This window comes from Laribacter hongkongensis DSM 14985, from assembly GCF_000423285.1.
GTDB lineage: Bacteria > Pseudomonadota > Gammaproteobacteria > Burkholderiales > Aquaspirillaceae > Laribacter > Laribacter hongkongensis.
Map to the genome: position 1 here is coordinate 69,874 of NZ_KE383997.1, position 24,284 is coordinate 94,157.

At 61.3% G+C, this 24,284-nt stretch carries 19 protein-coding genes and 1 tRNA gene; 10 read left to right on the forward strand and 10 right to left on the reverse strand.

The features are described from left to right. Positions 1-21: 21 nt before the first annotated feature. Both G542_RS17710 and G542_RS0114490 read right to left on the reverse strand, forming a co-directional pair. Positions 22-1,548, reverse strand: coding sequence for a hypothetical protein (locus tag G542_RS17710; protein WP_051190091.1), 1,527 nt, complete (start codon positions 1,546-1,548; stop codon positions 22-24). 357 nt (positions 1,549-1,905) lie between these two features. Then, a tRNA-Ser gene (locus G542_RS0114490) sits at positions 1,906-1,995 on the reverse strand. 150 nt (positions 1,996-2,145) lie between these two features. On the opposite strand from G542_RS0114490, the gene G542_RS0114495 reads away from it, so the two are divergent. After that, positions 2,146-3,030 carry an alpha/beta fold hydrolase gene (locus G542_RS0114495; protein ID WP_034986097.1) on the forward strand — a complete coding sequence of 295 codons (885 nt, stop codon included), beginning with the start codon at positions 2,146-2,148 and terminating at the stop codon, positions 3,028-3,030. Between the two features lie 52 nt (positions 3,031-3,082). On the opposite strand, the gene G542_RS0114500 is transcribed toward G542_RS0114495, so the two are convergent. Next, a complete protein-coding gene (locus G542_RS0114500; protein ID WP_444542969.1) occupies positions 3,083-4,714 on the reverse strand; it encodes a polysaccharide biosynthesis/export family protein in 1,632 nt (543 codons plus the stop codon). Between the two features lie 186 nt (positions 4,715-4,900). Here G542_RS0114500 and G542_RS0114505 point away from each other — a divergent pair, with 186 nt between their 5' ends. From G542_RS0114505 to G542_RS0114520, 4 genes are all read left to right on the forward strand, one after another. After that, positions 4,901-6,496: an NAD+ synthase gene (locus G542_RS0114505; RefSeq protein WP_027824485.1), complete on the forward strand. Its 1,596-nt coding sequence runs from the start codon at positions 4,901-4,903 to the stop codon at positions 6,494-6,496. 23 nt (positions 6,497-6,519) lie between these two features. Next, the gene (gene lolA / locus G542_RS0114510; RefSeq protein WP_027824486.1) at positions 6,520-7,119 is read left to right on the forward strand and encodes an outer membrane lipoprotein periplasmic chaperone LolA; all 600 of its coding nucleotides are present in this window, start codon (positions 6,520-6,522) and stop codon (positions 7,117-7,119) included. A gap of 45 nt (positions 7,120-7,164) precedes the next feature. Further along, positions 7,165-9,084 (forward strand): ATP-binding cassette domain-containing protein, encoded by a 1,920-nt coding sequence (locus tag G542_RS0114515; RefSeq protein ID WP_027824487.1) that lies wholly within the window; start codon positions 7,165-7,167, stop codon positions 9,082-9,084. A gap of 80 nt (positions 9,085-9,164) precedes the next feature. Further along, entirely contained in the window at positions 9,165-9,419 is a 255-nt protein-coding gene (locus G542_RS0114520) for a hypothetical protein (protein WP_034986098.1), read from the forward strand. A gap of 54 nt (positions 9,420-9,473) precedes the next feature. Here G542_RS0114520 and G542_RS17210 read toward each other — a convergent pair whose 3' ends face one another. Beyond that, positions 9,474-10,328: a DHHA1 domain-containing protein gene (locus G542_RS17210; RefSeq protein WP_051190092.1), complete on the reverse strand. Its 855-nt coding sequence runs from the start codon at positions 10,326-10,328 to the stop codon at positions 9,474-9,476. Between the two features lie 456 nt (positions 10,329-10,784). Between G542_RS17210 and G542_RS0114535 the strand changes: the two genes are divergently transcribed. Next, complete coding sequence (locus G542_RS0114535) at positions 10,785-12,233, forward strand: catalase (RefSeq protein WP_027824489.1); 1,449 nt, start codon at positions 10,785-10,787, stop codon at positions 12,231-12,233. A 244-nt stretch (positions 12,234-12,477) separates the two neighbouring features. Here the strand turns inward: G542_RS0114535 and cysM are convergent, their stop codons facing one another. After that, the gene (gene cysM, locus G542_RS0114540) at positions 12,478-13,377 is read right to left on the reverse strand and encodes a cysteine synthase CysM (RefSeq protein ID WP_027824490.1); all 900 of its coding nucleotides are present in this window, start codon (positions 13,375-13,377) and stop codon (positions 12,478-12,480) included. A gap of 352 nt (positions 13,378-13,729) precedes the next feature. Here cysM and G542_RS0114545 point away from each other — a divergent pair, with 352 nt between their 5' ends. Next, positions 13,730-14,041 carry a DUF485 domain-containing protein gene (locus G542_RS0114545; RefSeq protein ID WP_027824491.1) on the forward strand — a complete coding sequence of 104 codons (312 nt, stop codon included), beginning with the start codon at positions 13,730-13,732 and terminating at the stop codon, positions 14,039-14,041. Next, complete coding sequence (locus G542_RS0114550; protein WP_156092916.1) at positions 14,038-15,714, forward strand: cation acetate symporter; 1,677 nt, start codon at positions 14,038-14,040, stop codon at positions 15,712-15,714. The genes G542_RS0114545 and G542_RS0114550 overlap by 4 nt, the downstream gene beginning before the upstream one ends. A 479-nt stretch (positions 15,715-16,193) precedes the next feature. Here the strand turns inward: G542_RS0114550 and G542_RS17215 are convergent, their stop codons facing one another. Genes G542_RS17215 through G542_RS0114565 form a run of 3 tightly spaced genes read right to left on the reverse strand, consistent with a single transcriptional unit; the run spans position 16,194 to position 20,420 of the window. Next, complete coding sequence (locus G542_RS17215) at positions 16,194-16,790, reverse strand: LuxR C-terminal-related transcriptional regulator (protein WP_012696735.1); 597 nt, start codon at positions 16,788-16,790, stop codon at positions 16,194-16,196. Between the two features lies 1 nt (position 16,791). Beyond that, the gene (locus G542_RS0114560) at positions 16,792-18,255 is read right to left on the reverse strand and encodes an HlyD family type I secretion periplasmic adaptor subunit (protein ID WP_081666873.1); all 1,464 of its coding nucleotides are present in this window, start codon (positions 18,253-18,255) and stop codon (positions 16,792-16,794) included. Further along, the gene (locus G542_RS0114565) at positions 18,252-20,420 is read right to left on the reverse strand and encodes a type I secretion system permease/ATPase (protein WP_027824494.1); all 2,169 of its coding nucleotides are present in this window, start codon (positions 20,418-20,420) and stop codon (positions 18,252-18,254) included. Before G542_RS0114565 ends, G542_RS0114560 begins: the two co-directional genes overlap by 4 nt. A gap of 64 nt (positions 20,421-20,484) precedes the next feature. Between G542_RS0114565 and G542_RS18745 the strand changes: the two genes are divergently transcribed. Next, positions 20,485-20,697 (forward strand): hypothetical protein, encoded by a 213-nt coding sequence (locus G542_RS18745; protein ID WP_156092917.1) that lies wholly within the window; start codon positions 20,485-20,487, stop codon positions 20,695-20,697. Between the two features lie 188 nt (positions 20,698-20,885). Further along, positions 20,886-22,415, forward strand: coding sequence for a TolC family outer membrane protein (locus G542_RS0114570; RefSeq protein WP_027824495.1), 1,530 nt, complete (start codon positions 20,886-20,888; stop codon positions 22,413-22,415). 133 nt (positions 22,416-22,548) lie between these two features. Here G542_RS0114570 and accD read toward each other — a convergent pair whose 3' ends face one another. Continuing rightward, the gene (gene accD / locus G542_RS0114575) at positions 22,549-23,418 is read right to left on the reverse strand and encodes an acetyl-CoA carboxylase, carboxyltransferase subunit beta (protein WP_012696730.1); all 870 of its coding nucleotides are present in this window, start codon (positions 23,416-23,418) and stop codon (positions 22,549-22,551) included. 65 nt (positions 23,419-23,483) lie between these two features. After that, entirely contained in the window at positions 23,484-24,278 is a 795-nt protein-coding gene (gene trpA / locus G542_RS0114580; protein ID WP_027824496.1) for a tryptophan synthase subunit alpha, read from the reverse strand. Between the last annotated feature and the right edge of the window lie 6 nt (positions 24,279-24,284).

Genomic DNA, 24,284 nt, shown 5'->3' on the forward strand with positions numbered 1-24,284 from the left:
GCTCCGCAAAGTGCGGATGAGCTACTTCCACGGCTGTGGCCTGAAGTTTTTCCCTAAATGCTCTGATCGTTGCTTATTCAGCCATTCCAGACGCGACTGAGCACTGGTTGGCGCATTGCCAGACAAATACTCGTAGACAAACCCGTCCAGAATCAAACCACTGCTCCAGCTAACTTCATCATCGATAAGTCTCCCAACCCGGCTACCTGCGAGACTTATCCTACCAACAGGTTCTTTTAAGTCACGGAAACGGAAGTATCCCCTCACTTGCATGCCATCAGCAATCAGGGGAGACTGACCATTAACATCCTTGAGTTGACCGCCATTGCATTCCAAATTACTGCCTATCTGAGTGCCAAGCAGGCGGACTGTACCATTTGCCTTAAAGCCATTCCCGAGAAAAACACTACCCTGGATTTTGGCTCGACCAGCCGACAGCGCATCCTTGCCATTACCATCGAACTCTCCACCGTTACATTCGAGGCTTCCGCTCACCTCTGCTTGTAGCAGAATGACTGAGCCATTTATCTTGGCTTTCCGAAAAAAAATATTTCCTTGAATCTGAGCGCTATCAGCCGACAGCGCATGCTCGCCATTACCATCGAACTCTCCTCCGATACACTCGAGGTTATTGCAGATCTGCACACCATGCAGGCAGACTGTACCATTTGCCTTAAAGCCATTCCGGAGAAAAACACCACCCTCGATTTTGGCTAGTTCAGCCGACAGCGCAGCCTTGCCATTACCATCGAACTCTCCACCGTCACATTTGAGGCTTCCGCCCACCTCTGCTTGTTGCAGGATGACTGAACCATTTATCTTGGATTTCTGAAGAAAAATATTTCCTTGAATCTGAGCGCTATCAACCAACAGCGCAGCCTTGCCATTACCATCGAACTCTCCACCGTAACATCCGATGTCGTTGCCGATCTGCACACCAGGTAGGCGGACTGCACCATTTGCCTTAAAGCCATTCCGGAGAAAAACACTACCCTGGATTTTGGCTCGATTAGCCGACAGCGCAGCCTTGCCATTGCCGTCGAAATTTCCACCCTGACAGTCGAGGTTGCTACCAATCTCTGCACCGATCAGGCAAACCTCGCCATTTGCCTTAAAGCCGTCACGGAGAAAAACACTGCCCTTAGCAACCAGACGGCCAGCGCTCAGTCCCGGCAGTTGTGAGCCGGATAGATCGAGCACACCATCAACATGGACATCTTGGAGTACAACCTCCTTCTCAAAATAACATTTGATTAGTTGCAAACTATTTTGGATCTTGCAATCTCTCAAATCCAGCTCGCTGGAGATCCAAGCTCCCTGCAAACAAACTCTACGGACATCAACCGGTGCCCGAGCATCTCCCCCCAAAGCGAGAAAGCGCAGGAACCCCGCTCGAACGCGATTACCCGCTGTCATTTCACTGGGCCGCGTGGAGTTGATGATTGCCTTCTTATTCATGCGCACAGCATCACGCAGTATTTTCTCTGCAGGCAGCAGTGGCAAAAAATTGGTTAACGACCGGCCATGCGGTTTTTTGATGATGCGCATGTTGTTGGCTTAAATGGGGGAAAGGGCAGATATTACCTTCCATCTGCCATGCAACAACTGCGAAAGCTGATTTTCTGGCGAAGCTATGGACAAAACACAGCGTTTTTTGAAACACCGCTCGAAGAGACGTCCATCGTGGTCATGCAAAGACATGCAAATAGTGAATGGCAGCTCCGTGACACTGCCCCAGCAACACCTTGACGAAGGAGATGGAGTCTCTAGGCAAACGTGATGCACACACATCCAATTAGAAGGTGCCCCGGAGTTTTAGAAGGTGGCCTAGAGCTGGCCAAGATGGAAAACCGGAAGCCCAAACGCAAGAAAGCCCTGAATAATCAGGGCTTTACTTTACGTGAGTGGCGGAGAGGGAGGGATTCGAACCCTCGGTACGGGAAACCGTACGCCTGATTTCGAGTCAGGTACATTCGACCACTCTGCCACCTCTCCGCATTGTCCGCCGCGCATTGCGCTGCGGACAGGTTGCGAATAATACCTGAATAAAATCCGGGCGCAACCCCTTTTGCAAAAAAATCTGCTACCCGGCCAAGCCCCCTCTTACTTAACATGGAAAACTCCAGGTTCAATCATCATCTGCGCATGACTCCTTGCCTGCTTTCCCGCTCACTCCACCTGCAACTCAATCATCACCGTCATCATGTACGCATCTGGGGCGATGATGACTGGCCTCGCCTGTTCATGCTCCATGGCTGGATGGACCATTCCGCCACCTTCCAGTTTCTGGCAGAGGCCTTCATCCGAAGCTATCAGATCATCGCACCGGACTGGCGCGGCTTTGGTGGCTCGGACTGGAACAGCGGCAGCTACTACTCACCCGACTATCTGGCAGACCTGGACGCCCTGCTGGCGCATTTCAGTCCCAGGCAGCCGGTACACCTAATCGGCCACAGCATGGGTGGCATGATCGCCAGCCTGTATGCAGGCATCCGGCCAGAGCGTGTAGCCAGCCTGGTTTCCATAGAAGGATTCGGCATGCCCGACAGCCAGCCCGCAAATGCTCCCGAGCGCTACGCACGCTGGCTGGAGCAAAAGCGCTCAGGCATGAGTTTCGGTCCGCTGACGTCACTGGACATGCTCGCCGCCCGCATGCAGTGGCGCCAGCCGCACCTGACACCGGAACGGGCTCTCTGGCTGGCAGGACAATGGACCACCACCGACCCGCATGGCGGGTTGCAGTATCGCGCGGACCCCAGGCACAAGATGGTCAATCCGGTGCTGTACCGGCTGGAAGAAGCCAAGGCCTGCTGGAGACGCATTACCTGCCCGGTACTGTGGGTCATTGGCGGTGCCCCCGAACATTCGGTTTCGGCGCAGGCGGTTTTCAACACACTGGATGAACGCCGCTCATGCTTTGCCAGGCTGAGCGAGGTCACGATCGCCAACGCCGGACACATGGTGCAGCAAGAGCAGCCAGAGGCGCTGGCAAAAGCGATCGAGGATTTCCTCTCCGGCATCATCGCCTGAACCGGCTTCGGCACCCTCACGGCTCAGAAGGCCGAAGCCGCCCTTCCGGTCGTCACAGGTCCAGGATGACCTTGGCCGCCACCGCGATCTGGTACAGGATCTGGCTGATGCCGCGGGTCACTTCAATGTTCTTGCTCTCCACCTTCGGCAACACCATCACCTCGTCACCCGCCTCGATCTTGGTCCGGCCGCTGGCCTGGATCGCCTCGCCATTGGGGCGGATCAACACGACCTTGCTGGTGTCCGAACTTTGCGTATAGCCGCCGACAAGGTCGATGTAATCACGGGCGCGCAAGCCGGATTCCCAGCTGACGGCAGCCGGGAACAGCACTTCGCCATGCACCATCACCACGCTGGTCTTGCGCGGAATGCGGATGATGTCGCCGTCTTCCAGCAGCATGGTCTTGGCGGTTTTCTCGTTCAACACCACCTGCCCCTTGGGCTCGACCTTGCGCGCCTGCTCGACAAACTTGGCAATCAGCGCCGCTTCCTGCGTACGCAGGCTGGCTTCCTCACTGGTACTGGAGCGGGCCGACAAGGCTGTTTCCTGCAATTTCTGCAACGAAATGTTGAGCATCTCGCGCTGGCGCTCGGCCACGGACTTGCGGTAAAGCTGGAGCTGGTCCAGCCGCGACATCGAATTGGCATTGATGTGGTCCAGCACCTCGCCCATGGTCGCGCCATACGGCAGCACCAGCGCATGCTCGCCCGAATGGGCGCCTTCGATACGTACCTGGATCGTGCCGGCATAGCGGTCTGCCGTCACGTTGAGCTGGTCACCGTCATACAGCATCACTTCCTTGCGCGCCTCGGCCAGCGGGTAATACTCGCTCATCTGCCGGGTGCCCTGGCTGCGCAGCACGCTGACATGGGTGGCGCCCGGACGCGGATGCGCCAGCGCCAGCGCATCGGTCAACGACACGATCGGCTGGTCGAACTCGAAATCAAACGGATTGAGCACCTCGCCGCGCACGCTGAAGGTATGCCGGCGGGCACCGACGACAATCGCGTCGCCATCGGCCAGCGGAAAGAAATCGATGTTGCCCCGCAGCAGGAAGTCGTACAGGTTGATGCGGCGGTACACCGCATCTCCGCGCTTGAGCACGATGTCGATATAGCTGCCGCGCTCGGCATCCACCCCCCCGGCCCGGTCCAGAAACGCCAGCACGCTGTCGGCCGCCACACCACCGTACAGGCCTGGCTGGCGCACAAAGCCGGTGACGAACACCTTGACCGGCTGGCTGGCATCCAGTTGCGCCGCACTCTGTACCTCGCGCCCTGCCAGCTTCCTGACCGCACTGCTGACCGTTGCGTTCAGCCGGTCATGCCGCACACCGGCAAGCTTGACGGCCCCCACCCCCGGCACCACCACCTGGCCGTCGGCGTCCACCGTCAGGGTGTCGTCAAACTCCATGCTGCCCCACAGCTTGAGCTTGATCCGGTCACCCGTGTTCAGCACGTACGCCTGCGGAATGCCGCCGCCGGCCATTTTGGCAAACGACCCCCCGAACAGCTGGGTGCCGAACATGCGGCTGCCCACGCTGTCAGCCACCGGTTTGCCCGCAACCGGTCTGGCGGCATCTTCCGCCTGCACCGGCAGGCTGCCGAGCAGGCCACACAGCACCAACCCGGCCAGAACCGGCCCGCAGCCACGCAAACGAAGAAAGAAAAAACGGATAAACACGCTAGAAACCATGATTCACGATACCGGCAGACACGGCAGGACATGCACGACAGCCCTGCAAAAACCGCATTCTAGTCGCATGAGGCAACACATAGCTGACGACTTGCACGACGCCGGCTGCCCCACCCTCGCCCGATAAGGCTAAAATCGCCCGCTTGTGTTTTTCCAAGACAGACGAGACCTCCGATGCGCCTGGCTCTAGCCCAGTTCAACCCCATCGTCGGCGACATTGCCGGCAACGCCAACGAGATCGCCCGCCTCGCCCGCGAAGCCATGGCGGCAGGCGCCGACGTACTCCTGACCCCCGAACTGGCACTGACCGGCTACAGCCCGGAAGACCTGCTGCTGCGCCCGGCCTTTTATGCCGAGGTCAACCGCCAGCTGGACCGGCTGATGGAAATCGACGGCATCACCCTGATCATCGGCCACCCGGCCATGCTGGGCAGCGAACGCTTCAACGCCGCCACCGTCATGCGCGACGGCAACATCCTGGGCACCTATCACAAGATGCGCCTGCCCAACGAAGAGGTATTCGACGAAGTCCGCTACTTCACCCCCGGCGTGGCACCGCTGGTATTCGGGCAGGACGGTGTCAACATCGGCGTACTGGTCTGCGAAGACATCTGGGGGCCGGAACCGGCCGCTGAAGCGCTGGATGCCGGCGCCGACGTGCTGCTGGTGATGAACGCCTCGCCGTTCCACCGCGAAAAACACGCCGTACGCGAGCAGGAATGCCGCTGGCGCGTCGAGGAAACCGGCCTGCCGGTGGCCTACGTCAATCTGGTCGGCGGGCAGGACGAGCTGGTGTTCGACGGCGCGTCGTTTGCACTCAACCGCGCCGGCGAACCGGTCTGCCGCCTGCCGCATTTCGAGGCGGCGCTGGGCTTCCTCGACGTGCAGGACGGCGACATCCAGCCGGCCGTCATGGCCCCGCTGCCCGATCCGGTGGAAGCGGTTTACCGCGCCCTGGTACTGGGCGTGCGCGACTACATCGGCAAGAACGGCTTTCCGGGCGTACTGCTCGGCCTGTCCGGCGGCATCGACTCGGCCCTGACGCTGGCCATCGCCGTTGACGCGCTCGGTGCCGACAGGGTGCACGCGGTCATGATGCCTTCGCGCTATACCGCCGGCATCAGCGTGGACGACAGCCGCGACATGGTGGAGCGGCTGGGCGTGCGCTACGACGAGGTGGCCATCTGGCCGATGTACGAATCCTTCATGCAGGCGCTGACCCCGCTGTTTGCCGGCGCAGCCGCCGACACCACCGAGGAAAACCTGCAATCACGCATCCGCGGCGTCATCCTGATGGCGCTCTCCAACAAGACCGGCAAGCTGGTGCTGACCACCGGCAACAAGTCGGAAATGACCACCGGCTACGCCACCCTCTATGGCGACATGGCCGGCGGTTTTGCCGTGCTCAAGGATGTTGCCAAGACGCTGGTGTACGAGCTGTCCGAGTGGCGCAACCGCCAGGGCAGCGAGGTGATCCCGCGCCGCATCATCGACCGGGCGCCCAGCGCCGAACTGCGGCCGGACCAGGTCGACCAGGACAGCCTGCCGCCTTACGATGTGCTGGACGCCATCATGGCCGAATATGTGGAAATGAACCGCAGTGCGGCCGACATCGTCGCACTGGGCTATGACACCGCCGACGTCGAGCGCGTCACCCGTCTGTTGAAAGTCAACGAATACAAGCGCCGGCAGGCTCCGGTCGGCCCGCGCATCACCCATCGCGCCTTCGGCAAGGACTGGCGCTATCCGATCACCAACCGCTTTCGTTGAGCCGGACGAAAGAGGAGTCCGTCATGAAAAAACTGTTGCTGGCCTGCGCGCTGGCGATCGCCCCGTTTGCCGCCCAGGCCGATGCCATCGCCTCGCTCAAACAATTCGTCGGTCAGACCCGTTCGATGAAGGCCGAGTTCACCCAAGTCGTCAGCGGCCGCCAGACCCAGACTGCTTCCGGCAGCCTCGAGCTGTCGCGGCCGGGCAAGTTCCGCTGGACCTACAGCCAGCCCTACCCGCAACTGATCGTCGGTGACGGCCAGCGTCTGTGGGTGTACGACAGCGACCTGGCACAGGTCACGTCCAAAAAGCTCGACGACGCGCTGGGCAGCAGCCCTGCCGCCCTGCTCGCCGGCAGCAACGAAATCGAGCGTGACTACCGCCTGAAAAACCTCGGCATGCAAAACGGCTTTGACTGGCTTGAAGCCACGCCCAAAAAGGAAGGCAGTTTCAACTCGGTGCGCATGGGCTTCAAGGGCAGCGAACTCGCCGGCATGGTGCTGACCGACAGCTTTGGCCAGACCACCACCCTGACCTTCAGCCAGGTCCAGAAAAACCCGAAAATCGACCCGGACCGTTTCCGTTTCACCCCACCCAAAGGCGTTGACGTCGTCAGCGACTGACCCATCCGGCGGGTGCTGCGGCACCCGCTGCATTTCTGGTATTTCATGATTCAGCTCAAGCAACTCTCCCTGCGCCGCGGCGTCAAGGAACTCTTCCGCGACGTCACCCTCACCATTCACCCCGGCTGGCGCGTCGGCGTGGTCGGCGGCAACGGTGCCGGCAAATCCAGCCTGTTTGCGCTCCTGCGCGACGAACTCTCGGCCGACAGCGGCGACCTGTTCATCCCGCCGGGCTGGGTGACTGCCCATGTGGCGCAGGAAACCCCGGCGCTGGCCTGCTCGGCGCTCGACTACACGCTGGACGGCGACCGCGAACTGCGCCAGCTCGAAGCCGACCTCGCCGCCGCCGAAGCCGCCCACGACGGCGAGGCCATCGGCCACCTGCACGCCGAACTCGCCCGCATCGACGCCTACTCGGCCCCCGCCCGCGCCGCCCGCCTGCTGGCCGGGCTTGGCTTTGACGAAGCCATGCAGCAGCGTCCGGTGTCGAGTTTTTCCGGCGGCTGGCGCATGCGCCTGAATCTGGCCCAGGCGCTGATGTGCCGCTCTGACCTCTTGTTGCTCGACGAGCCGACCAACCACCTCGACCTCGAAACCGTGCTGTGGCTGGAGCAATGGCTGGCCGGCTATCCGGGCACCCTGCTGCTGATCTCGCACGACCGCGATTTCCTCGACGGCTGCGTCACCCACATTGCCGAAGTCGCCCGCGGCGGCATCACCCTCTATACCGGCGGCTACAGCGACTACGAAACCCAGCGCGCCGCCCAGCTGGCACAACAGCAGGCCGCGTTTGAAAAACAGCAGGCCACCATCGCCCATCTGGAAAACTTCATCCGCCGCTTCAAGGCCAAGGCCACCAAGGCCAAGCAGGCACAAAGCCGGGTCAAGGCACTGGAAAAGCTCGAACGCGTGGCCGCAGCGCACATCGACAGCCCGTTCTCGTTCTGCTTCGACTCGCCCACCCACAGCCCCAACCCGCTGCTGACCGTGGAAAACGCGGCAGCCGGATACGGTGACACGCCGATCCTGCAACGCCTCAACCTCGGCGTACAGGCCGGCGCGCGCATCGGCCTGCTCGGCCCCAACGGGGCGGGCAAATCCACCCTGATCAAGCTCCTGTGCGGCGAGCTGCCCCCGCTGACCGGCAGCCTGATCCCGGCGCGCGACCTGAAGATCGGCTACTTTGCCCAGCACCAGCTGGAAACCCTGCGCCCGGACGAATCGCCGATCTGGCACGTGCAGAAACTTTCGCCCGAAGTGCGCGAGCAGGAAATCCGCGATTTCCTCGGCGGATTCGATTTCCGCGGCGACCAGGCCTCGGCACCGGTCGGCCCGATGTCGGGTGGCGAAAAATCCCGGCTGGCCCTGTCACTGATCGTCTGGCAAAAGCCCAACCTGCTGCTGCTGGACGAACCGACCAACCACCTCGACCTCGACATGCGCGCGGCGTTGACGCTGGCCTTGCAGGACTACACCGGCGCGGTGATCGTGGTGTCACACGACCGCTCGCTGCTGGCTTCCACCACCGATACCTACTGGCTGGTGGAAGGCGGTACAGTGCAGCCGTTTGATGGGGATCTGGACGACTATCGCGCGTACCGGCTGGCCAGCCAGCAGGCCAAACAGGCTGCCGGCCGGCCGGCTGGCACCGATACCCAGGCCGTGGACCGCAAGACGCAGAAGCGGCTGGAAGCCGAAGCCCGCCAGAAGAAGACCGCGCTCAAGAAGCCCCTGCTGGCCAGACTGGCCAAACTGGAAAAGGCGCTGGAAAAGCTGAATGCGGAAAAAGCCGCGCTGGATGCCCGGCTGGCTGACGAAAGCATTTACGAGTCGGCCCAGCGCGAGCTGCTGGCGCAGTCGGTCAAGCGCCAGGGAGAGGTCAGCGCCGAGCTGGCCCAGCTGGAAGAAGACTGGCTGATGTTGCAGGACGAAATCGACACCATCGACAGCGTGGACGAGGCCTGACAGCTTGTCCGGTGATGACCGAGACAGCCGGCCTGAATCGGGGTAGTGTGGCGGCTGACTTTATGGAAGGAATGGCAGCAATGGCAAAAAAACTGGCAGTCACCATCCGGCTGGAAATGGACGTCCCGGACAGCTGGGAAGTGGTCCGGACCGCAGACGGCGTGGAAATCCTGCAACTGGCTCCGGACCAGTTCATGGACCTGACCTTTGAACCGATGGTAGCCCGTGACGTGGAGGGCGAATGGAGCAACGCCGTCAGCGACGAATTCATGGACGAACTGCTGGACATGGTCGAATCGGAAGACGTGACCTACGACATCCAGCAGCTCCAGTAAGCCGGTCAGCCGGCATTCCGGTCAGGGCCACCCGTTGCGGTGGCCCTTGTCTTTTCAGGCCTCGCCAGCACCCTTGATGTAGCGGGCAATGAAATAGTCGCAGGCCGGGTTGTTGAGGGGGATGCGGAACCCCGCTGCGGCCTCGTGCCCGCCTCCGCCGAACAGCGAAGCCATTTCTGCCACATCGATGGTGCCGTTGCGGGCGCGCAGGCTGACGTAAAGCTGGCCGCCCTCGATACGCCAGAGCATGGCAAACGTGCCGTTCTGCCGGTACAGCAGCTCGCCCACCCTGGAGGTAAACAGGCTGGCGCAGTTGAGTTTGTGCCCCTGCACGCCGGACAGGCGCACCGGCTCGGCTGACTGCGCCATGATCTGCGCCAGACTTTCGTATTTGCGGTTCATGTGCCGCCCGACCTGCAGGATTTCGTCCAGCCGGGCGGCGTCCAGTGTGGCCAGCTCGTGCCAGACGGAAAACTCGAACGGGCGGGTATCGAGATAGGCGAGGAAATCCGCCGACACGGGATCGCGCCAGCGCCAGATATCCCGGTCCTCGATGAAATCGATCAGGCGGGGAGCCGGCTGGTCCGGATGGAAGTATTCCCACGCCAGACGGGCGCCGCATTTCTCCATGTCGAAAAACGCCCCCGGAAACCCCTCCAGATCCGCTTGGGCGGTCTTGTGGTGGTCCAGCACCACAATGGAGCGGGCGACATCCTTCATGGCCTGCAACATCGGCCGGGGAAAGCTGTAATCAAGGATGTAGACATCCAGCCCGGTGACATTCAGGACCGGATAGCTGCCGTACTCGGCCGGCACGTACTCGGCACTCTCTCCCAGACGCAGCCACGCCGCATAGGCGGCACCGAAGCCATCCGGACAATGGCCGTGATACACCACCAGTGACGCCATGTGTTTGCCACCTCTTGCTGCATTGCAGTAATGCGGTGGGATCGTATGCCTGTTGCGTACCGTTTGCCACGCCAAAAAGGTAAGCATTGCATTCTTTTATGACATGAACGGATACAGGCCATGCCTTGCCGGCCCTTCATGCCCCTCCCGAAATCCTGCACGGTTATCCATGCAGATCAAAAGGTTGCATTAACGACATGCCATGCCGCCACGATCCGGTCATTCCGTTTTTGCCACGGTGGTTCTGCCACGCCTTCATTCCTGTTGTCATAGTCAAATTAAAACTATCAGCAATAAATTATCAATTTAATTTTTAAATTCATTTGCGACAGAATGCCTCCATCGCCAACGGGAGTTCTGCCATGAAACAGGCACTGACCGACCAGTTCGTTGAGCTGTTTGCCAACCTCGTCTGGCTACAGTAGTCCCCCTTCATTCCATACAAGGAGCCTTGCCATGAATCGCACCCAACTCACTACCCAGGCCGGCGCACCGGTGGCCGACAACCAGAACAGCCTGACTGCCGGCGCCCGTGGCCCGATGTTGCTGCAGGACGTGTGGTTCCTAGAAAAGCTGGCCCATTTCGACCGCGAAGTGATCCCCGAGCGCCGCGTGCATGCCAAGGGCTCGGGTGCGTTCGGCACCTTCACCGTTACGGGCGACATCACCCGCTACACCAAGGCTGCCCTGTTCGCCCAGCCGGGCAAGCAAACCCCGCTTTTCGTGCGCTTTTCCACCGTCGCAGGTGAACGGGGGGCGGCAGATGCCGAGCGCGACGTGCGTGGTTTTGCCGTCAAGTTCTACACCGAAGAAGGCAACTGGGATCTGGTAGGCAACAATACGCCGGTGTTCTTCATCCGCGACCCGCTCAAGTTCCCCGACTTCATCCATACGCAAAAACGTGATCCGCGCACCAACCTGCGCAGCGCCGATGCAGCCTGGGATTTCTGGAACCAGCATCCGGAAGCCCTGCATCAGGTCACCATCCTGATGTCGGACCGCGGCCTGCCGCAAAACTACCGCCAGATGCACGGCTTTGGCAGCCACACCTACAGCTTCGTCAACGCCGAAGGCGAGCGCTTCTGGGTGAAGTTCCACTTCAAGTCGCAGCAAGGCATCGCCAACTACACCGACGAGGAAGCCGGCGAGCTGGTTGGCCGCGACCGGGAAAGCGCCCAGCGCGACCTGTACGAGCACATCCAGAATGGCGATTTTCCGCGCTGGAAGCTGTGCGTACAGGTCATGCCCGAGGCCGAGGCCCAGACCTACCGCATCAATCCTTTCGACCTGACCAAGGTCTGGCCGCACAGCGACTATCCGCTGATCGAGGTCGGCATCATGGAGCTCAACCGCAACCCGGCCAATTACTTTGCCGAAGTCGAACAGGCCGCGCTCAATCCGTCCAACGTGGTGCCGGGCATAGGTTTCTCGCCGGACAAGATGCTGCAAGGCCGCCTGTTCTCGTATGGCGATGCCCAGCGTTACCGCCTTGGCGTCAACCACGGCCTGCTGCCGGTCAACGCACCGCGCTGCCCGTTCCATACTGCCCACCGCGACGGTGCCATGCGCTTTGACAACTATGGCGGCGATGCCGGTGACGGTTACCCGAACTACCAGCCCAGCCGCTTCGGCTCGGCAGCCGATGACAAGGCCCGCTACGACGAACCGGCCCTGGCACTCGACGGTGCAGCAGCCCGCTGGGATCACCGCGCCGACGACCAGGACTACTACAGCCAGCCGGCTGCCCTATTCCGCCTGTTCTCCGAGGCTGAAAAGCAGCGCCTGTTTGCCAATATCGCCCGCTCGCTGGGTGGTGCCAGCCTGGCCATCCAGCGCGACATGGTCGAGCACTTCAAACGCATTGATCCGGCCTATGGTGCTGGCGTCGAACGCGCCCTCGGGTAAGGCAAATCCGGCGGCATGCGGGTAACCGGCAACACCTGCCGGCGGCCATGCCGGAGATGGTTGCCCACTGCACCGGCAAGGCCGCCGGACTGGTCACCACAGCAAAAAGCCGCAGGCATCCCCTGCGGCTTTTTGCATGCCGGCAACAGATCCGGAGTTGCAGGCAATACCTGGTTTCCCTGCGGATCGGAGCCTGCCAGATCAGGATCTTGCCAGGGCTCGCCCGTGGTTTTGCCAGTGGCTCTCAGCCCGAAAACAACCCGGTCGACAGGTAGCGGTCACCACGGTCGCACACGATCGACACGATAACGGCACCGGACAGCACGGCATTGAGCCGCAAGGCCACAGCCAGCGCGCCACCGGATGATGGGCCGGCGAGGATGCCTTCTTCGCGCGCCAGCCGGCGGGTGGTGTCCTCGGCTTCCTGCTGCGTCACGTATTGCAGTTCGTCGATTTCCTCGAACCGGCAAATGGCCGGAACATACGGCGCTTCCCACTTGCGGATGCCGGGAATCTGGCTGCCGCTCGCCGGCTGCACGCCGATCACCTGTACCTCGGGATTCCGGGACTTGAGATAGCGCCCGGTCCCCATGATGGTGCCGGTCGTACCCATGCTGGACACAAAATGGGTCACGCTGCCAGCCGTGTCAGCCCAGATTTCCGGCCCGGTGCCGGCCATGTGGGCGGCCGGATTATCAAGGTTGGCAAACTGGTCGAGCATGACGGCGCCTTCGGTCGCACACAGGCGCCGGGCCTCGTCGATGGCCCCCGGCATCGATGCAGCCGCCGGTGTCAGCACCACCTCCGCACCGTAGGCGCGCATGGTGTCCACCCGTTCGGTGCTGGAATTTTCCGGCATGACCAGGATCATGCGGTAGCCCATCACGGCAGCGGCCATCGCCAGCGCGATGCCGGTATTGCCGCTGGTGGGCTCGACCAGCGTGTCTCCCGGCCGGATGTCCCCGCGCGCTTCGGCAGCCCGGATCATGTTCAGGGCGGGCCGGTCCTTGACCGATCCGGCCGGATTGTTGCCTTCGAGCTTCAGCAACACGACATTGGAGCTGTCTCCCGGCAGGCGCTTGAGACGCACCAGTGGAGTGTGTCCGACAAATTCTTCCAGGCAACGAAACGCAGGCAGGGACATGGGCAGACCGACGGGGCGCAAAAGTGCGCATGGTAGCGCCTGACAGCCCGTTCCGCACCTCCGGCAACAGCTTACCGGCAGGCTATCCATGTCAGACAATCAGATTTAGCAACTTGACATTAAATTTAATGAAACATGATTTTTTTTAAATATTTCAAAAAAATAACCATTCAAGAAAAACATTAGCGTCAACACCAGACACCTTCTTTACAAGATGGCTTTGAGGCAAAAACCCGATTGACATAGTCTTTTGCGCGCTCCGACACAAAAACACAATGGAGCTGGAGGAGAGAAGACCGCCTGGCTGCCCGCCGTACCCGCAGACAGCGACCTTCCCAACCAAGGAGAAAACATGTCCAACCCTGCTTTTCACGCGGTCAAGGCCAGCCCTGCATTCCGCGAACTGGCACAAAAGCGTTCACTCACGGCCTGGTCCCTGACGGCCATCGTTCTGGGAACTTATTACTGCTACATGCTGGTCGTCGCCTTGCGGCCGGACATCCTGCATGCTCCGCTGACTGAAGGCGGCATGCTGACAGTCGGCGTACCGGTGGCAGCCCTGATCATCGTCTTCAGCTGGGCCATGACCGGTGTCTACATCTGGCGTGCCAACGGCGAATTCGAGCGCCTGAACCGCGCCATCATCGAGGAGGCCGGCAAATGATGTCCGCCCTGCTCACCCGCCTGACCGCTCTCGTCGTGGGCTGCCTGCCGGCCCTTGCCTTTGCCGGCCCCGCCATCGAAGGCACCGTCCAGAAACAGCCCCTCAACATTCATGCCATAGGCATGTTTTTTGTGTTTGTGGCCGGAACACTGATGATTACGGCCTGGGCTGCCCGCCGCACCCGCTCCGCGTCGGACTTCTACACTGCCGGCGGCGGCATTACCGGTTTCCAGAACGGTCTGGCCATTGCCGGTGACTACATGTCTGCCGCCACCCTGCTGGGCCTGTCGTCCATGGTGTTCGCCAAGGGTTACGACGGCTTCATCTATACCGTCGGTTTCTTCGTCGGCTGGCCGATCATCATGTTCCTGATGGCCGAGCGCCTGCGCAATCTTGGCCGCTTCACCTTTGCCGACATCGCCAGCTACCGGCTGGACCAGACCAAGATCCGCAGCTTTGCCGCTTTCGGTTCGCTGACCGTGGTGTGCTTCTACCTGATCGTGCAGATGGTCGGTGCCGGCCAACTGATCCAGTTGCTGTTCGGCCTCGACTACCCGGTGGCCGTGGTGGTGGTCGGCATCGTGATGATGATCTACGTCACCTTCGGCGGCATGATTGCCACCACCTGGGTGCAGATCATCAAGGCCGTCCTGCTGCTGGTCGGTGGCACCGTGCTGGCCATCATGTCCATGAGCCACTTCGGCTTCAGCTACGAAACTCTCGCCCGGAAAGCCGTGGAAGCCCACAAGGACGGCTTCAGCATCATGGGACCGGGTTCGATGCTGGCTGATCCGGTCAATACCGCCTCGATGTCGCTGGGCCTGGTCTTCGGCATCGCCGGCCTGCCGCACATCATGATGCGTTTCTTTACCGTGCCGAACGCCAAGGAAGCCCGCAAGAGCGTGTTCTACGCCACCGGCTTCATCGGCTTCTTCTTCCTCGTCGTGTGCACGCTGGGCTTTGCCGCCATCGTCATCGTCGGCACCAATCCACAGTACTTCGAGAACGGCAACCTGGCCGGCAAGCTGATCGGTGGTGGCAACATGACGGCCATGCACCTGGCACAGGCAGTCGGCGGCAACATCTTCCTCGGCTTCCTGTCTGCCGTGGCCTTTGCCACCATCCTGGCCGTCGTGGCCGGTCTGGCACTGGCCGGTGCATCGGCCATCTCGCACGACCTCTACGCCACGGTCATCAAGAAGGGCCAAGCCAGCGAGAAGAGCGAACTGAAGGTATCGAAGATTGCTGCCATCGTGATCGGGGTACTGGCCATCGTGCTGGGCATCCTGTTCGAAAAGATGAACGTGGCCTTCCTCGTCGGCCTGACGTTCGGCGTGGCCGCCTCGACCAACTTCCCGATCCTGCTGCTGTCGATGTACTGGAAAGGCCTGACGACCAAGGGTGCCCTGATCGGTGGCACGGTCGGTCTGGTCAGCGCCGTGACGCTGGTCGTGCTGTCGAAGTCGGTATGGGTCACGGTACTCGGTCATGAAGCACCGGTGTTCCCCTACGAACACCCGGCGCTGTTCTCGATGCCCCTGGCCTTCATCGTCACCATGCTGGTTTCGGTGCTGGACGGCAGCCTGCAAGCCAGGCGCGAGCGTGAAGCATTCGATGACCAGTACGTGCGCGCCCAGACCGGTATCGGTGCCGCTGCCGCCCACGCGCACTGACCACCAGACGCTGTTCTTGATGTACGAGGCCCAGCCGTTCAGGCTGGGCCTTTTGTCATCTTGCAACTGACCGGCCCCGGAACATCCTCCTTGTAGTCCGGGCATCCTGTCCGCACTGCATGACCGCATGCCTTGCCGCCTCGGGCACACGGGCAGGCTTTGTCAACCAGCGCAGGGCAGCGCCGGCAGACGCAGAAGAACTCACTCCGGGCAAACGGCACATGCCGGACGACTGAATACGGCCAACGCCAAAATCCTGATGGCATCACGAAAACGGCCGGCCAGTCCGGTACGACCAGACGGGGAAAACACAGCAGCAGGCTGCCAATGGATACATGCCATAAGCCGTGCGGACACACAGACCAGAGCGGAAAAACCGGCCCGGGCAGAATTGCGTGACAGCGGTCTGTCAGTCTCCGGCAGGAACAGGACAACAACACAGGCCGGATACCGCCCGCTGCAACCTGCCGGAACCGGAGTTACCGGCGGTCTGCCTGACGCAGGATCAGCAGCAGTTGCAGGCGGTTGCTGACGCCGAATTTCTGGAACAGCGAACTCAGGTGTGCCTTGACCGTACGTTCGCTGATCGCCAGCTCACTGGCGATTTCCTTGTTCGACAGGCCCTGGCTCAAGGCGCCGGCTACCTGTTCTTCCCGGCCGGACATGGCAGAACGCCTGTCGTCTTCGGCCGGACGGACATCCTCCACCCGCCGTAGCCGGGCAAACAGCGTCTGGTCCACCCAGGTATTGCCTTCCCCGATGGACTGGCACATCAGTTGCAGACAGGCAGGCGTACTCCAGCGCGCACCGTAGCCCACGGCGCCGGCATAAAGCCAGGCCAGGCCCGTCTGCTCATCCGGTCTGGCGGTCAGTACCACCACGCGGTGCCGGGCCAGCAAGCTGAGGCTGGCAGCAGGCGCCAGCTGCGGATAGCCGTCGGCATCCAGCAAGACGATGCCGGGCCGGGCCTGTCCGAGCGCCTCCAGCGTGGCCACCTGTGCCCCCGTTCCTCCCAGGCCCGCTTGCCAGTGAGCCAGCACGTCCGGGTCCGGACTGACCAGATAGGGCGCACGCATGTCAGCGCTCACTCAGCGCCGTGGCCTTGGCGCGCAGGACCGGCTTCAGCAGATACGACAGCACGGTCTTTTTGCCGGTCATGATGTCCACCTGCGCCACCATGCCGGGAATGATGGGCAGCTTCATGTCACCCAGCGTCGCACCTTTGGTACGCACCTTGACTACATAAAAGGCATTGCCCTTTTCATCGGTGATCGTGTCGGCGCCGATGGTTTCCAGCACCCCCTCCATCCCGCCATAGATGGTGAAGTCGTAGGCAGTAAAGCGGACCACGGCTTTCTGGCCCGGATGCAGGAAAGCAATGTCACGCGGCGAAATCCGGGTTTCGAGCAGCAGCGAAGCTTCGAGCGGCACGATTTCGATGATGTCCTTGCCAGGCTGCACCACGCCGCCCACGGTGTTGGTAAACAGCTGCTTGACCTCACCCCGCACCGGCGAGCGGATTTCCGTCTGCCGGACCTTGTCCTGCAGGGCCACGCTGCCTTCAGACAGGGCATTGAGCTTGCCCATGGTTTCGGTCAGCTGCGTACTGGCTTCATTGCGGAAAGCCAGTTCCACTTCCTCGATCTTGCGCCGGGCTTCGTCAATGGCAGCCTGGGTACGCGGGATCTGCGCACCGGCCATGTCCCGCTCGCCCCGGAAACGGGCAAGATCCCGCTCAAGCCTCAGCAGGTCGACTTCGGATACGGCACCCACGTCCTTGAGCGGACGGGTCACGCGCAGTTCCTGCGCAGTCAGGTCATAGCTCTGCGCTGCCTGGGCACGCCGTGCCTGCGCTTCGCGCAGCTCCTGCGTGCGTTGCGCCATCTGCTGCCGGGCAATCGACACGCTGGCGTCCAGCTCCATCTTGCGGGAGGTGTAAAGCTCCATCTCCTGCTGGGCAATGCCCGGTGCAAACTGCGTCACCTCGGCCGGCATCTCGAACGGCACATCATTGGCCAGGGCACGCAGCCGCGCCCCTTTGGCCTGGAGGGCGTAGTACTGAGCCTGGTTTTCCCGCAGGTTGGACACGAAGCGGGTACTGTCGATCTTCAGCAGCAACTCGCCCTTTTTCACGGTCTGGCCCGGGCGCGCCAGGATTTCAGTCACCACCCCGCCGTCCAGACTCTGCAAGACCTGGTTCTGCCCCGAGGGCACTACCTTGCCCTCGCCACGCGATACCTCGTCGATTTTGGCAAAGGCGGCCCACAAGACCGCTACCAGCAGGCAACCCAGCATGCTCCAGACAAAAATGCGGGGCCGGCGCGGGGATTCTTCGCGCATGAACCATTCGGCATCAGTAACGAAATCCTGCTGGTCATCCTGTTCTTTCAGGCTGAGCCACTGGTCGAGCTTGCGGTCCACCCTGGATCGCCAGAGGTTGAAACGCGCCACGACAGCGGCCAGCAGCCGGTGTCTTGCCGTCGAGGCCGGTGCCTCCTCCCCGGAGCCGGGTACGGACGGGGGCAATTCTGGCTTGTTCATACGGCCGCCTTTCCGATCTTGCCGCCTTGCAGGGCACGTACCACTTCGGCGCGGGGGCCGTCGGCCACCACCCGTCCCTGGTCAATCACGATCAGCCGGTCGACCAGATCCAGCAAGGCAGTATGGTGAGTCACCAGCACCAGGGTCTTGCCTGGCAGGACCGAAGCCAGGGTGCGCTTGATCGCCTGTTCACTGGCGTGGTCCATGTTGCTGGTCGGTTCGTCCAGCAACAGGATGGGTGGAGATTCCAGCAGGGCGCGGGCAATGGTCACGGCCTTGCGCTGGCCACCGGATAGTGATTCGCCCCGTTCGCCGATCAGCATGTCAAAGCCGTCGGGATGGCGGTTGATGAAGTCGGTCAGTCCGGCCTGTTCGGCTGCCGCAGCCACGCTGGCGTCGTAGGCGTGGGGTTTGCCGAAGGCAATGTTCTCGCGCAGGCTGCCATAGAACAGCACCGCATCCTGCGGCACATGGCCGATATGGTGGCGCAACTCGGACGGGTCAATCTGCTTGATGTCGATGCCATCGATGCTGATGGCACCTTCATCTGCCTGGAACAGCCCGAGGATGAGCTTTTGCAGGGTGGATTTGCCCGAGCCGGTGCGCCCGATGATGCCGACCCGCTCACCGGCATGGATGCGGAACGAAACATGGCTGAGCGCCCCCATGTTGCTGTTGGGGTAGGCGAACGACACGTCGTGGAATTCGATTTCCCCCTTGAGATGGGTCCGGTGGAAATACGGCGAACTGGCATCGCGCTCTACCGGCATTTCCATGAAGCTTTCCAGGGAGCTCAGCGAGGTCTTGGCGTGGTGGTATTGCGTCAGCAGGCCCACTACCTGCCCCAGCGGAGCAATGGCGCGGCCGGACAGCATGACCACGGCGATCAGCCCCCCCATCGACAGGTTGCCCAGCATGATCTGGTACACCCCGACCACCAGCATGGCGACCGAGTTGAACTGCTGCACGAAACCGGCGAAGTTGGTGGCCGAGGTCGACAGGACCTTCAGCCGCGATCCCACCTGGGCTAGAAAGCGCGTCGACTCTTCCCACTTGGTCTGCATGGAGCCTTCGGCCCCCTGGATCTTGACGGTTTCCAGTGCGGCAAGGCTCTCGACCAGCAAGGCGTTGCGCTGCGAAGAGGCGCGCAGGGTGGTTTCGGACAGCTCTTCCATCTTGTGCTGCATCAGCAGCGCATAGACGATCATCGCCACCGCTCCGGCCAGCAGGGGCAAAACCATCCATGGTGAAATCCACGCAATCACGATCATGAACAGCAGCAGGAACGGCATGTCGATCAGCGCCGTGACCGAGGCCGAGGCGATGAAGTCGCGGATGGTTTCAAAAGCCCGCAGGTTGGCAGCAAAGGCCCCGACCGAGGCCGGACGCGCCGCCATGCGGATACCCAGTACCCGCTCCATGATCAGCGCCGACAGGTTGATGTCCACCCGTTTGCTGGCACGGTCGATCAGGTAAGCCCGCGAGACTTTCAGCAGGAAATCGAATACCAGCACCAGCGCTGCCCCGATGGCGAGTACCCACAGGGTATCGGTCGCCATGTTGGGCACCACGCGGTCGTAGATGTTCATGGTGACGATCGGGATCGCCAGCGCAAAAATGTTGATCATCAAGGCCGCCACCAGTGCATCCCGGTACAGGGTCTTGCACTGGAATATCGCCTGCCAGAACCAGTGCCGCGTACGGATGGAGGCAAGCTCGGGCGTGCGCTTGTCAAAGTGGTAACGCGGCTTGACCAGGATGGCGATGCCGGTATAGCGCCCGGCCAGTTCTTCCAGCGGTATTTCGTCCGCCGCATCCGGCAAATCGGAACTGCTGATCGTGGCAAAGCCTTCCCGGACCCCGCGCAGGATGCAGGCTTCATCATTGTCCAGCAGCAAAACGGCCGGGCAATGGCTGGTCTTGAATTGCGAAAGGTCACGCCGCAGTACCCGTGTCACCAGGCCATGCTGCCGCGCCGACCGCGCAAACATCGACGGCGTGAGCCGGTTGTCATGCAAGGGAATGCCGGCCGTCAGGGATTCACGCGTCGCCGTCATCCCGAAACCGCGCACAAGGGAGAACAGGCAATCCAGCAAAGGATCGGTTGCCAGACTTCGCTGCGAGAAAGAAAAACCGCCTTCTTTCGCCGACGCCGTTGCGGTCATATTTCAATATCCTGGACAGAATGCCTGCCGGTGACAACATGATGAAACCCATGCCGGAAACGGAATGAAAACAGATCCTGGCACGATGGTTCCTGAAAAAGTTTTCGCATACTACAGTCCGCCTCAACAGGGTGCCAGCAGGGTTCTGTCAAAAAACGACTACCCTGGATATGTCGTTGCAATAACCAGAAAAACAGATATCTCCAGCCGAATGAATAATTTCATGAATTTCAATCCATTACATAAATACATCATTGCATGTATAGATTTTTCATGACAATTACATTAAAAAGACTGGTTTTTATCTCGAAACAAATTTGTTCCAGATTAAGACGGGACTAAAAAATCGCCCATAACCTGCGTGCGGTTATGCGTTTTTATACAAGAAAACAATGACATTTGTATTGTTTTCGCGCATTTACAGTCAAGCCCGTGAAAACAGATACAGCGACAGGAACCCGAATCATGCTGGCCAATAAAATTCCCTGCAAAAAGACAGCATTGACATCGATGCTCTTCATTGCCTTGTGTGGCAATGCGCAAGCCGCCGACCTGAAATCGGCAGTGGAAAAAACCATTGCCCAAAACCCGGAAGTCCGGTTCAGCTTTCACCAGTTCCGGCAGGCTGCTGAAGAAAAAGGCGTTGGCCGGGCCGGATTCTTGCCGGTCATTGACGTCAATTACACCTGGGGTCGGGAAGACAGCACCTATCCCAGCCGGCTGGCCGGCACCAACGGCAGCTACAACCGGGATGGCTGGTCAGCCTATCTGACACAAAACCTGTTCCAGGGCCTGCAGACCACCAATCTGGTCAGGCAGCTGAAATATGGTGAGCGCGCACGTTATTTCGAATTCCTGAACACCAGCGAACAGCAGGCTCTTGAAGCTGCCCGGGCTTATCTGGACGTTCTGCGCTATCGCGCACTGGTCGACCTCAGCAAGGAAAACTACGCCTCTCACAAAGGTGTGTACGAGCAGATCCAGCAAAAGGTCGGTGCCGGCGTCGGGCGTCGCGTGGACCTGGAACTGGCCACCGGCCGTCTGGCCCTGTCGGAATCCAACCTGCTGACCGAAACCTCCAACCTGCATGACGTGTCGCAGCGTTACGAACGGCTGACGGGCGAACTGCCCCCCGAACAAATGGACAGCGTGGCATCGCTGAAAGACAGGATGCCCAAGTCCGAAGAGCTGATGCAGTACGCCGTGGCCGGCAGCCCGTCGTACCGGTCGGCACTGGAAAACGTCCAGGCCGTCCGCAGCGAAGTCAACATGCGCAAAGGCGCGTTCTCGCCCACGCTGGACCTGCGCGCCAGTGCCAGTAACATCAACAACCTGGACAACTACGACGGTCGCACCAAGAAAAACGTGATCGAACTGGTCATGAACATGAATGTGTTCCGTGGCGGGCTCGACAATACCAACCTCAAGATGGCTGCCGAACGGCTGAACGCCGCACTGGACCTGCGCGACAAATCCTGCCGCGACCTGCGCCAGACCACGGCCATTGCCTACCACGACACGGTCAAGCTCACCGAACAGATCCAGTATCTGCGCGAACACCAGCGGACGTCGGAAATGGTGCGCGATGCCTACCAGCGCCAGTTCGACATCGGCCAGCGTACCCTGCTTGACCTGCTCGACAGCGAAAACGAACTGTTCGATGCCAACCGCGCACTGGAAAACGCCCAGCAGGATCTGCTGCTGGCCGAAATGCGCGTACTGGCCAGCTCGGGCAAACTGCTGGAAACCCTCCAGCTCAAGCCTGTCGAAACGCTGAAGGTCGAAGACGACCTGGACCCGGAAACCCTGAAGGCCTGCGCCACGCAGTACGTCCTGCCGGCCAGGCTGGACAAAACGGCCATTCCGGCGCGAACCTACGTGCCGATTTCGCAGATCGACATGCAGAACATCCAGGGCATGAACATGCAGCCGCAGCCCGGCATGCCGGCTCCCCAGCAGCCCATGCCGGCGCGCACCATGCCTGCCAACAAGTAAGACCTGAGCAGGCAGATTCGGGAATGACGGCACTCCGGACCGGAGTGCCGTTTTCTTTGCCGGCCGGCCAGAAGCCGGGTAACAAAAAAGCCGCTTGCAAGCGGCTTTTTACATGATGCGCAGGAGCGCAGGATTACACGGACAGGGCCGGTTGCCGTGTCATCAGGGTCAGCAGGCTGCCCAGACGGGTACGCATCTGGCGGCGGTCGACGATCAGGTCAACCGCACCCTTTTCCAGCAGGAATTCGGCCCGCTGGAAGCCTTCCGGCAGGGTTTCGCGCACGGTCTGCTCGATCACCCGCGGGCCGGCAAAGCCGATCAGGGCACCGGGCTCGGCCACCACCACGTCGCCGAGGAAGGCAAACGACGCCGACACGCCACCCATGGTCGGATCCGTCAGGATGGAAATGAACGGCAGCTTGCGGTCGGTCAGCAATTGCAGCGCGGCGCTGGTCTTGGCCATCTGCATCAGCGACGACAGGCCTTCCTGCATCCGCGCCCCGCCCGAGGCGGCCACGCAGATGAACGGACAGTCGGCCTCGACGGCCGCGCGCACGCCACGCACGAAGCGCTCGCCCACCACGGAACCCATCGAACCACCGATGAACCGGAATTCAAAGGCCGCAACCACTACCGGCAGCGAATGCAGGCTGCCCTGCATCACCACCAGTGCATCATCCTCGCCCGTCACCTCGTGAGCGGCTTCCAGCCGGTCCGGGTAACGCTTGCTGTCCTTGAACTTGAGGATGTCCACCGGGGTCACTTCGCTGCCGATCTCCACCCGTCCCTCTTCGTCCAGCAGGACGGCCAGCCGCTCGCGCGCCGACAGGGGATGGTGGTGCCCGCACTTGGGGCAGACTTGCAGGTTGGATTCAAGATCGGTGTGGTAGAGCACGGCCTCACAGGCTGCGCACTTGCTCCACAAGCCTTCCGGCACGCCGGAGGAGGGCTTTTTGCTGTCCTTCTTGATTTTCGGTGGCAAGAGCTTGTTGAGCCAGCTCATGACTTCTCCGGTAAAAATTCAAGCCGGTGATTTTACCCCTCGCACCGGCCTTTGTCAGACAGAATTCAGGCGTCCAGTGCCAGGCGGATGCCGGCAAGCAGTGCCTGCAAACGGTCAGGTGCCTGCGCACCGGCCGCTTCGATTTCCTGCACCAGCCGCGAACCGATCACCACCGCATCGGCCACTTCGCCGATGGCCCGTGCCGTTTCGGCATCACGGATGCCGAAGCCCACACCGACCGGCAGCGACAGATGCTCGCGCAATGCCCCGACCTGGCGGGCCACGTCGGCCACGTCCAGCGTGGCGGCACCGGTCACGCCCTTGATGGAGACATAGTAGACATAGCCCCGCGCCAGCCGCGCCACAGCGGCCAGACGGGCCGCCGGTGTCGTGGGTGCCACGAGGAACACCGTCGCCAGGCCGTGCGATTGCAGCACCTGTGCGTACTCGTCCGATTCTTCGGGCGGGCAATCCACCGTCAGCACGCCATCCACCCCGGCCGCACGCGCAGCACTGGCAAACGCGGCATAGCCCATGGCTTCGACCGGATTCAGATAGCCCATCAGCACCACCGGGGTGTCCGGATCGGTGCGGCGGAATCCGGCCACCATTTCCAGCACCCGCGCCAGCGTCATGCCCCGGGCCAGTGCCCGTTCACTGGCGCGCTGGATCACCGGGCCGTCTGCCATCGGGTCCGAGAACGGAATGCCCAGTTCAATCACGTCGGCCCCGCCACGCACCAGGGCGTGCATCAGGCTGACGGTCATGTCCGGCTCCGGGTCGCCGGCGGTAATGAACGGGATCAGGGCCTTGCGGCCTGCGGCCTTGAGCGCGGCCAGTCGTTCGTCGATACGGTTCATGCCATC

Coding starts and splice junctions, on each gene's coding strand:
- G542_RS17710 (WP_051190091.1), bottom strand. CDS start 1,548: ATGCGCATCATCAAAAAACCGCATGGCCGGTCGTTAACCAATTTTTTG.
- G542_RS0114495 (WP_034986097.1), top strand. CDS start 2,146: ATGACTCCTTGCCTGCTTTCCCGCTCACTCCACCTGCAACTCAATCAT.
- G542_RS0114505 (WP_027824485.1), top strand. CDS start 4,901: ATGCGCCTGGCTCTAGCCCAGTTCAACCCCATCGTCGGCGACATTGCC.
- lolA (WP_027824486.1), top strand. CDS start 6,520: ATGAAAAAACTGTTGCTGGCCTGCGCGCTGGCGATCGCCCCGTTTGCC.
- G542_RS0114515 (WP_027824487.1), top strand. CDS start 7,165: ATGATTCAGCTCAAGCAACTCTCCCTGCGCCGCGGCGTCAAGGAACTC.
- G542_RS0114520 (WP_034986098.1), top strand. CDS start 9,165: ATGGCAAAAAAACTGGCAGTCACCATCCGGCTGGAAATGGACGTCCCG.
- G542_RS17210 (WP_051190092.1), bottom strand. CDS start 10,328: ATGGCGTCACTGGTGGTGTATCACGGCCATTGTCCGGATGGCTTCGGT.
- G542_RS0114535 (WP_027824489.1), top strand. CDS start 10,785: ATGAATCGCACCCAACTCACTACCCAGGCCGGCGCACCGGTGGCCGAC.
- cysM (WP_027824490.1), bottom strand. CDS start 13,377: ATGTCCCTGCCTGCGTTTCGTTGCCTGGAAGAATTTGTCGGACACACT.
- G542_RS0114545 (WP_027824491.1), top strand. CDS start 13,730: ATGTCCAACCCTGCTTTTCACGCGGTCAAGGCCAGCCCTGCATTCCGC.
- G542_RS0114550 (WP_156092916.1), top strand. CDS start 14,038: ATGATGTCCGCCCTGCTCACCCGCCTGACCGCTCTCGTCGTGGGCTGC.
- G542_RS17215 (WP_012696735.1), bottom strand. CDS start 16,790: ATGCGTGCGCCCTATCTGGTCAGTCCGGACCCGGACGTGCTGGCTCAC.
- G542_RS0114560 (WP_081666873.1), bottom strand. CDS start 18,255: ATGAACAAGCCAGAATTGCCCCCGTCCGTACCCGGCTCCGGGGAGGAG.
- G542_RS0114565 (WP_027824494.1), bottom strand. CDS start 20,420: ATGACCGCAACGGCGTCGGCGAAAGAAGGCGGTTTTTCTTTCTCGCAG.
- G542_RS18745 (WP_156092917.1), top strand. CDS start 20,485: ATGAAAACAGATCCTGGCACGATGGTTCCTGAAAAAGTTTTCGCATAC.
- G542_RS0114570 (WP_027824495.1), top strand. CDS start 20,886: ATGCTGGCCAATAAAATTCCCTGCAAAAAGACAGCATTGACATCGATG.
- accD (WP_012696730.1), bottom strand. CDS start 23,418: ATGAGCTGGCTCAACAAGCTCTTGCCACCGAAAATCAAGAAGGACAGC.
- trpA (WP_027824496.1), bottom strand. CDS start 24,278: ATGAACCGTATCGACGAACGACTGGCCGCGCTCAAGGCCGCAGGCCGC.